Genomic DNA, 3,501 nt, shown 5'->3' on the forward strand with positions numbered 1-3,501 from the left:
TATATACAGCAGGGGATTTTTGATTTGATTCAACCCAAAAATTTCCGCATTAAGTATTCATGAAGCAGCAACGGCACTTTTTCCGCCGACACGGAGAGAAACTCAAGAATAAAAGTGTATGCCTTGCTTGGGTAAGAATGGAGAAGCTCGCTCCACCATTCCGTCTCATAGCGCGAAATCATGCTCAAGTTATACAGCAACAAGTAATGGGCGTGTATTTCTGGAAGCGAGAATGTTTTCTCTTTCTTGACTGGAATTCGGAGTGTACCGTCAAGATGGAATAAAAACGGACCTTCTCCGGCCGGCGACAGCGGCGATTCTATATGAAAATACAGAAATTCTCCTTCTTCTTTGGCGAACGAAAGCCGCTTTCCTTGTCCTTCTTCACAGAGATATTGGACAAAGCGGGACAACGACATATGGTAGTGGTCCAAAATCACTTTTGGGATGGCGAGCATCGGCGGCGAAGCAGTATGTACAACAGGCAAGGATAACGGTTTTTTTCGCCCGCTTAGAAGAAAAAACGTTTCATGCAACTCGCTAATTCGTTGCAACAGCGTGCCCATGCGAAATTTTTCCCCAGCTTCTTGTTTCACATGAAACATTTTTTCAGAAAAATGTGCGAATAAACCGTTTTTTTGTATTTTCACTTCATCATCTAAAAATTCGTAGCCCTGTTTTTTTCGTTTTCTTGCTGATACACCATGGGCCAAGACCGATGTTGATTCCGGGTAGTCGGGGTCGACAGTGAGCAGGCATGCTTTTAAGAGCTGCACCATGCCGTAAAACAAGAGAACTGGCTTGATGGACAGCGGCGCCTGCTGGGCAGCGGCGTAAAAGTTTTGCCCGTGTTCCAGATAATATAAAAATGGGTAACAGTTTGCATAACTGCGTTGGACGGCGTCATCCCGCTGCAGCTGTTGATAGCATTGCCGCAAAAATTGCTGCGCAGTATCGGCCGAGCGGAAAACAGAAAGGCGAAACAGTTGACCGTGATTTCCGAACATTTTTACCCCCCTTACATAGAATTGTCTTGAAATAACTGAAAAGTTGGACATTTTCTTGATTCCTTGACAGTAGTTTAACCAGTTGTTAAGCTACTAATAATATTTCCGGACAAGGGGGAGAAAACATGTGGGAAGCGAAATTCGCCAAGGAAGGATTGACGTTTGATGACGTTCTTCTCATCCCAGCGAAGTCGGACGTATTGCCGCGCGATGTTGATGTAACCACGAAGTTGAGCGATACGCTGCAGTTGAACATCCCGATTCTCAGCGCTGGGATGGATACGGTCACCGAAGCGGAGATGGCAATTGCGATGGCGCGTCAGGGAGGCCTTGGCATCATTCACAAAAATATGTCGATCGAACAGCAGGCCGAGCAGGTCGACAAGGTGAAACGGTCGGAACGAGGCGTCATTACGGACCCGTTTTTCCTAACGCCGGATCATCAAGTGTATGATGCAGAACACTTAATGAGTAAATATCGGATCTCGGGGGTGCCGATCGTCAACAACCCCGAGGAGCAAAAATTGGTCGGCATTATTACGAACCGTGACTTGCGTTTCATTCAAGACTATTCGATTAAAATTTCCGAGGTAATGACGAAGGAAAACTTGATCACTGCTCCGGTGGGGACAACGTTGGAGGAAGCAGAGAAAATTTTGCAGCGACACAAGGTCGAAAAACTGCCTCTTGTTGATGAAAACGGTGTGCTGAAGGGATTAATTACGATCAAGGATATTGAAAAGGTCATTGAGTTCCCGAATTCGGCGAAAGATGCGAAAGGGAGGCTGATTGTCGGGGCGGCCGTCGGGGTGACGGCGGACACGATGATTCGCGTCAAAAAGCTTGTTGAGGCAGGGGTTGATGTCATTGTCGTTGACACGGCGCACGGCCATTCGAAAGGCGTCCTAGAGACGGTGGCCAACATCCGACGCCAATACCCGGACTTGAACATCATCGCCGGCAATGTCGCGACAGCTGAAGGGACGCGCGACTTGATTGAGGCTGGGGCGAACATTATTAAAGTCGGAATCGGTCCGGGGTCCATCTGCACGACCCGGGTTGTCGCCGGGGTTGGTGTGCCGCAAATTACGGCGATCTACGACTGTGCGACTGAGGCGCGCAAACATGGCGTCCCGATCATCGCTGACGGCGGGATCAAATATTCCGGCGACATTGTGAAGGCGATCGCGGCTGGGGCGCATGCGGTTATGCTCGGCAGCTTGCTTGCTGGTGTTTCCGAAAGCCCGGGTGAGACGGAAATTTACCAAGGCCGCCGCTTTAAGGTGTACCGGGGCATGGGATCGGTCGCAGCCATGGAGCGCGGCAGCAAAGACCGCTATTTTCAAGAAGATGCGAAAAAGTTTGTCCCGGAAGGCATCGAGGGACGCGTTCCATACAAAGGGCCGCTTGCCGACACGATTTATCAGCTTGTCGGTGGGTTGCGTGCCGGCATGGGTTATTGTGGAACCCGCAATTTGGAAGAGCTGCGCGAAAAAACGCAGTTTATCCGCATGACGAGCGCGGGGCTTCGTGAAAGCCATCCGCATGACGTGCAAATTACGAAAGAAGCGCCGAACTACTCTGCTTTTTGATCGGAGTTGCGCCGATCGGCTCAACTTTGACGGAGACATGTCCTCCGTCTATTTTTTTGGCCGACGGTATGTTACAATAACGGTTGTGTGAGGAGGGTGTCATTGTGAGGAGGAGAAAACAAAACTGGTTGTTTTGGTTGCTGTCGATTTGCCTTTGTTTAACGTTTGGTCCGTTTCAACAGACGGTGAAGGCGGAAAGCGCCCCGCTTGACATCCGGGCGGACGCTGCGATTTTAGTGGATGCACAAACGGGAAGAATTTTGTATGAAAAAAATATCGATACGGTGCTTGGGATTGCCAGCATGACGAAAATGATGACCGAGTATTTGCTTCTTGACGCCATTAAGGCGAAGCGCGTCAAATGGGATCAAATGTACACGCCAAGCGATTACGTGTACCGGCTGTCGCAAGACCGGGCGCTGTCCAATGTCCCGTTGCGAAAAGATGGCAAGTATACGGTGCGTGAGCTGTACGAGGCAATGGCCATTTATTCGGCGAACGGGGCAACGGTCGCAATTGCTGAGATCATCGCTGGATCGGAGAAAAATTTTGTGAAAATGATGAACGACAAAGCGAAAGAGCTTGGGCTGAAAGATTATAAGTTTGTCAATGCCACAGGGTTGAGCAATAAGGATTTAAAAGGATTCCATCCGGAAGGGACAAGCACAAATGAGGAAAACGTCATGTCCGCACGTGCGATGGCGATGCTTGCCTACCGGTTGCTGAAAGATCATCCCGAAGTGCTGAAAACAGCGAGCATTCCTCATAAAGTATTCCGGGAAGGAACAAAAGATGAAATCAAAATGGACAACTGGAATTGGATGCTGCCTGGGCTTGTGTACGGATACGAAGGTGTAGACGGGTTGAAAACCGGCTATACGGAATTTGCCGGCAACTGTTTC

The 3,501-nt window shown here is 49.3% G+C and carries 3 protein-coding genes; 2 read left to right on the forward strand and 1 reads right to left on the reverse strand.

Going from position 1 to position 3,501, the window contains the following annotated elements; translation table 11 throughout:
• Positions 1-29: 29 nt before the first annotated feature.
• The gene (locus VU18_RS00040; protein ID WP_011229524.1) at positions 30-1,007 is read right to left on the reverse strand and encodes a YaaC family protein; all 978 of its coding nucleotides are present in this window, start codon (positions 1,005-1,007) and stop codon (positions 30-32) included.
• A gap of 125 nt (positions 1,008-1,132) precedes the next feature.
• Between VU18_RS00040 and guaB the strand changes: the two genes are divergently transcribed.
• Together guaB and VU18_RS18540 are read left to right on the forward strand one after the other, a co-directional pair.
• On the forward strand, positions 1,133-2,599 hold the full coding sequence (gene guaB / locus VU18_RS00045; RefSeq protein WP_011229525.1) for an IMP dehydrogenase: 1,467 nt from the start codon (positions 1,133-1,135) through the stop codon (positions 2,597-2,599).
• 104 nt (positions 2,600-2,703) lie between these two features.
• Positions 2,704-3,501: serine hydrolase (locus VU18_RS18540; protein ID WP_047757486.1), on the forward strand; the 798-nt coding region annotated here is incomplete at its 3' end.

The organism is Geobacillus sp. ZGt-1 (assembly GCF_001026865.1).
In the GTDB taxonomy this organism is placed as follows: Bacteria; Bacillota; Bacilli; order Bacillales; family Anoxybacillaceae; genus Geobacillus; species Geobacillus thermoleovorans.